General features: G+C 74.6%; 5 protein-coding genes. 1 reads left to right on the top strand and 4 read right to left on the bottom strand.

Annotated elements, in window-relative coordinates:
* Both ACWEVO_RS29395 and ACWEVO_RS29390 read right to left on the bottom strand, forming a co-directional pair.
* Positions 1 to 1,183, bottom strand: a 1,183-nt coding sequence (locus tag ACWEVO_RS29395) for a serine/threonine-protein kinase (RefSeq protein WP_452310727.1), incomplete at its 3' end; no start/stop codon positions are given.
* Positions 1,184 to 1,434: 251 nt separating this feature from the next.
* On the bottom strand, positions 1,435 to 1,758 hold the full coding sequence (locus ACWEVO_RS29390) for a hypothetical protein (protein WP_452310726.1): 324 nt from the start codon (positions 1,756 to 1,758) through the stop codon (positions 1,435 to 1,437).
* 84 nt (positions 1,759 to 1,842) lie between these two features.
* Here ACWEVO_RS29390 and ACWEVO_RS29385 point away from each other — a divergent pair, with 84 nt between their 5' ends.
* On the top strand, positions 1,843 to 2,262 hold the full coding sequence (locus tag ACWEVO_RS29385) for a CBS domain-containing protein (RefSeq protein WP_452310725.1): 420 nt from the start codon (positions 1,843 to 1,845) through the stop codon (positions 2,260 to 2,262).
* Positions 2,263 to 2,488: 226 nt separating this feature from the next.
* Here the strand turns inward: ACWEVO_RS29385 and ACWEVO_RS29380 are convergent, their stop codons facing one another.
* Positions 2,489 to 3,283 (bottom strand): MBL fold metallo-hydrolase, encoded by a 795-nt coding sequence (locus ACWEVO_RS29380; RefSeq protein WP_452310724.1) that lies wholly within the window; start codon positions 3,281 to 3,283, stop codon positions 2,489 to 2,491.
* The coding region (locus ACWEVO_RS29375) for an HAD-IC family P-type ATPase (RefSeq protein WP_452310723.1) at positions 3,273 to 5,188 on the bottom strand (1,916 nt) is incomplete at its 5' end. The genes ACWEVO_RS29380 and ACWEVO_RS29375, both read right to left, overlap by 11 nt.

Genomic DNA, 5,188 nt, shown 5'->3' with positions numbered 1-5,188 from the left:
GGGGGCGGGGCGTCCGGTCGACCCGGCTGCGCGTCGCCGGGCTGAGCGTCCGCGCCGCCGGTGTGCCGGGCGCGACGGTGGCCGGCACCGCCGGACCGCTGGAGGCGGCGATCGGGGGCGGCTGCGGCCCGGCCGGCGCCGCCACCGGATCGTCGGCGTCGAGACCGAACAGGGCGACCCCGGCCAGGGCGAGGATCATGCCGCCGACCAGGGACGGTGCCACCAGGAGTACGCCGTGCCGCCGGCCGCCGGCGGGAGTCGCCGATCCCGGGCCCACCGTCCGGACCGGCAGGGCATCCGCTACGGTCGGCTCCCCGTCGACCTCGGCCGCGCTGGCGTTGCCAGCGTGCCGGGCCCGGTCAGCGGTCTCCGGCAGCAGGGCGGCGAGCCGGCCGCGGACCGTTGTGGCGTCGGTCGGGCGGTCGACCGGGTCCTTGGCCAGCAGTTCCGCCACCAGGAGGTCCAGTTCGGCGGAGACATCCGGGCGATGGTCCCGCAGCGGCGGGGGTGGTGCGTTGACGTGCTGGTCCAGCACGTCGATCGGGTCGCCGGTGAACGGCGGACGACCGGCGAGCATGGCGTAGAGGGTGCAGCCCAGCCCGTACAGGTCGGTGCGGGGGTCGACCGGCCGGCCGAGCGCCTGCTCGGGTGCCATGTACGAGCTGGTACCGAGCTTGGTCGCCGGCCCGCTGAGGGTGTCGTGTCCGGCTGCCGCGGGCAGCCGGGCGATGCCGAAGTCGCAGATCTTCACCGTGCCGGCCGGGGTGACGATGAGGTTTCCCGGCTTGACGTCCCGGTGCACCACCTCGGCCGCGTGGGCGGCGGCGATGCCGTCGCAGGCCTGTACCGCGATGGCCACGGCCTGGCCGACCGCGAGCGGGCCGTCGGCGATCAGCTCTGCCACCGTCCGCCCCTCCACCAGCTCCATCACCAGGTAGGAGTCGTCCGCCTCGGAGCCGAAGTCGTAGACCCCGACGATGTGCGGGTGGGTCAGCCGGGCGGCGGTACGCGCCTCGCGGTCGAAGCGTTCGGCGGCGGCCGGCTCGTCGAGTCCGGCGGCCAGCAGCTTGATCGCGACCGGCCGGTCGAGGCGCAGGTCCCGGCCCCGCCACACCTCGCCCGCGCCGCCGCTGCCCAGCAGTTCCTCCGACTGGTAGCGCCCGTCCAGGAGACGTCTCGGCATGACGTCACCTCCGCCGGTCGCGCTCGCCCCCGTCGTGGACCGCCGGTGGCTCGCCGGCCGGAATCAGGGTCTTCGGACGGGTCATCAGGATCTGCTCGTCGTGGACCATCCCCACAAGTTAGTCAATTTGTCCCGGGTACGGCCACCGCCCCCGCCGGCGTGGCGGACCGACGGCCCTCGTCTCCCGGGCGTTTTCCCTGCTCACCGGCCGCGGGGCGCGGCTCGCGACCGGTGGCGGAAAGGTCCGGGCGTCAGGTCTCCTGCTGGGTGACCTCCAGGTTGACGTACCGGGGCTCCCCGCTGGCCAACCGGCGCAACTGCTCGGCGTACGCGCCGGTCTCGGGCCGCGCGCTGTGCTCCATCGCCTGCTCGTAGCTGTCGAACTCGGCGACCACCATGATGTGGCCCGGCCGGTCCCGGTCCTCGGCGAGGGTGAGCCGCGTCGGCCCCGGGGACGGGTGCTGGCGGCCCCATTCCGCCATCAGCTCGCGTACCTCGTCCGGGCGGTCGGTCTGGTACTCCACGGTCTGCATGAACGGCATCTCGATCACCTCCACCGCCGGAGTTCCCGCCACGCCGACGCCCATGTGTCCGAATGGCCGGGCCGGACGGGGGTAGGAGGCAGGGGTAACAACCCCCCGAAAGTGAGGTGTCACCCAATGCCCACCGCACGCGACATCATGACCAGAGACGTGAGCTGCGTCCGCGAACAGGACGACCTGCGTACCGCCGCCCGGCGGATGGCGGAACTCGGCGTGGGCTCACTGCCGATCTGCGGCGACGACAACCGCCTCCGGGGCATGCTGACCGACCGGGACATCGTGGTGAAGGTGCTCGGCCAGGGACGCGACCCGGGCAGTGTGACCGCCGGTGAACTGGCCCAGGGAGAGGCGGTGACGATCGGCGCGGACGACGACGCGGCCGAGATCCTGCGGACCATGGGCGAGCACAAGGTACGCCGACTGCCGGTGATCGACGGGCAGGACCTCGTCGGCATCGTGGCCGTCGCCGACGTGGCACGGTCGCTGCCGGAGCGCCCGGTGGGCGATCTCATCGAGGCCATCTCCGAGCGCGCCTGACCGAGCCGACCCGAACGCCGCCCCGCTCCCGGCCCGTGCCGGACGGGCGGCGTTCGCCGTCTCGGGCGTCCCGGGCTCGCCATCTCGGGCGCGCCCGGCTTCCCGTCTCGGGGCGTCTCCGACTCGAAGATCGACTCGTGCTGCGGCAAGTCGGCCCTTCATCGCTCGTGGAAGGCGCGGATCGCCGCAACCCGCCGCACCAGCCCTCCCGGCGGTCCCGCCGCGATCAGGCGGATGGGGTGAGCGGGACGGTCTCGCCACGGTGGACGGTGCGAATCTGGCGGGCGAAGCCGCGCCGGCGGGCCTCCGCCACGAAGTGCCGCAGCGGGGAGCGGAACACCGGGTAGTCGTCGTAGTGGATCGGCACGGTCAACCGGGGCCGGATCAGTTCGACCACGTCCGCGCCCTGCCGGGCGTCCATGGTGAGCAGGATGCCGGCGATCCGCGTACCGCCGAGGTGGATCAGCATGGCGTCGATGTCCGGATAGCGCTCGGGGATCTGCGCCAACTGCGGCCGGCGCAGCGTGTCGCCGGTGACGTAGAGCCGGAACCGGCGTTCACCGGCCTGCTCCAGGTCGATCAGGGTGCCCATCACGTCCGGCAGCAGCCGGTCCAGGACGCCCGGTCCGTGCTGGCCCGGCAGCGCGGTCAGCCGCAGCGTCCAGTCGTCGCGGTGCAGCTCGTAGGACCGCCAGGTGGGCAGCGCCTCGGCCGCCCGGAAGCCCCAGCGGCGCAGCTTCCGCTCCGCCTGCGGGGTGGTGACGATCGGCAGCGACTGGTCGAGGCCGCGCCGGGCGACCCGGTCGAAGTGGTCGCCGTGCAGGTGGGACAGGACCACCGCGTCCAGCGGGGGCAGCTCGGGAATGGTCAACGCCGGATCGGTGCTGCGCTTCGACCACAACCCCTTGCCGAGGTACGCCCGCTGCCCCCGCTGCAGGAAGTTCGGATCGGTGAGCAGGCTGAACCCGCCGAGCCGGAGCAGCGTGGTCGCGGTACCGACGAAGGTCGCCTCAGGCGTCATGCTCCTCGCCGTACCCCCGATCGGGTGTCCCATGCGGGCGGACGCCGTGCTGCGGGAGGCGGTCGACCAGCCGGGTGAGCGCGCCGTTGGCGAAGGTGGCGCCGAGCGCGGAGCCGGCGGCGATGGTCCAGCCCACCGGGCCGAGCGGGGTGCAGCCGAAGAACTGGCTGACTCCGGGGGTCTGCACCACCGCCACCAGCACACCGATCGAGGCGGCGGTGGAGGCCAGCACCGTCGGGCTGGTACCGCCGGCCAGGACCGTCTGGCCGAGCTGGGTGCCGACCAGTGAGGCGAGCGCGACCGTGCCGGCCCGCCGCTGCCGCCCGGTGTAGCGGGCGAGCGTCCAACCCGCGGTCGCGCCCAGCGTGGTGGCGCCCGCCCGGAGCCCGATCTCCCGGGTCAGGGTCTCGCCGAGGGAGGTGTCCGGACCTTCCCGCAGCAGGTGGTCGGCCCGGTCGGAGGCGGGCGGCCGGACCGCGATGGCCAGCGCCGGCGCCAGGTCGGTGAGGAGGTTGACCAGGAGCAGCTGCCGGCCGGTGAGCGCCGACCGGCCGGTGCTGGCGGCGGTCAACACGCTGAACGCGATCTCGCCGAGGTTGCCGCCGACCAGGATGCTCAGCGCGTGGCGGACCGAGGACCACATCGCCCGGCCCTCCACCAGGGTGGCGATGATCGTCTCCAGCCGGTCGTCGGTGACCACCAGGTCGGCGGCGGCCCGGGCCGCCGGGGTGCCCCGCTGGCCGAGGGCGATGCCGACGTCCGCCAGCCGGATGGCCGGGGCGTCGTTGGCGCCGTCGCCGGTCATCGCCACCGTCCGCCCGTGCCACTGGAGCGCCTGGATGATCCGGACCTTGTGCGCCGGGGTGCAGCGGGCCACCACGTCGGTGGCCATCAGCCGCTCCGCGAGGCCCTCGTCGTCGAGCCGGTCCAGGTCGGTCGCGGTCACCACCCGCTGCTCGCCGTGGTCCGGGCTGATGGTGGCGGCGATCGCCTCGGCGGTGGCCGGGTGGTCGCCGGTGATCATGATGGTATGCACACCGGCCTGCCGGATCCGGCGCACGGCCGGCGCCGCGCTCTCCCGGACCCCGTCGGCGAGCGCCAGGAAGCCGACGAAGACCAACCCCTCGACCTGGTCGTCGGTGATCGATGCGGTGCCGGTCCCGCACTCGGCGACGGCGAGGATGCGGTGCCCCGCCGCAGCCCGGTCGGCGAGCATCGCGTGCAACGCGGCCCGGCCGGCGTCGTCCAGCGGCCGGTCGCCCCCGCCGATGCGCCGGGCCGTGCAGCGCGGCAGCACCGACTCGGGGGCGCCCTTGACGCTCAGCAGCAGCCCGTCGGCGTACCGCCCGACCGTGGCGTGGTAGCCCCGGGACGGCTCGAACGGCAGCCCGCCGACCGCCGTCCAGTCGGCCGCACCGGTCCGCTCCAGCACCCCCGCCGTGCCGGCGCCCCGGCGTACCGCGCGGTCGGTCTGCTGGGGCAAGTCGTCCGGGTTGGCGGCGGCCGGGGTGGCCCGCAGTGCGGTGGCCAGGGTCAGCCGCAGGGGCTCGTCCAGCCGGTCCGGCGGGGCGTACCGGTCGTCACCGGAGCCGACCCCGGCCAGCAGCAGTCTCCCCTCGGTGAGGGTGCCGGTCTTGTCGAAACAGAGCACGTCGACCCGACCCAGCGCCTCGATGGTCCGGGGATTGCGGACCAGGGCACCGTGCTCGGCCAGCCGCCGCGCCGCCGCCAGTTGCGCGGCGCTGACCAGGAACGGCAGCCCCTCCGGCACCGAGGCCACCGCCAGGTTCGCGGCGGTCGCCGCGGTCTCCGCCAGGGCTACGCCCCGAAGCAGCCCCGCCCCGGCCACGGCGATCGCCGACCCGGCGGCCAGCGGCACGGCGGCGCTGGTCAGCTTCCCGAGCC

This window comes from Micromonospora sp. NPDC003776, from assembly GCF_053605645.1.
Note: the sequence above shows the minus strand (reverse complement) of the source record. Positions and strands in the feature narration are given on the sequence as shown.

What these genes read in the sequence shown, in the direction of transcription:
- ACWEVO_RS29385 (WP_452310725.1), top strand. Translation starts at nt 1,843, where the DNA reads ATGCCCACCGCACGCGACATCATGACCAGAGACGTGAGCTGCGTCCGC.
- ACWEVO_RS29380 (WP_452310724.1), bottom strand. Translation starts at nt 3,283, where the DNA reads ATGACGCCTGAGGCGACCTTCGTCGGTACCGCGACCACGCTGCTCCGG.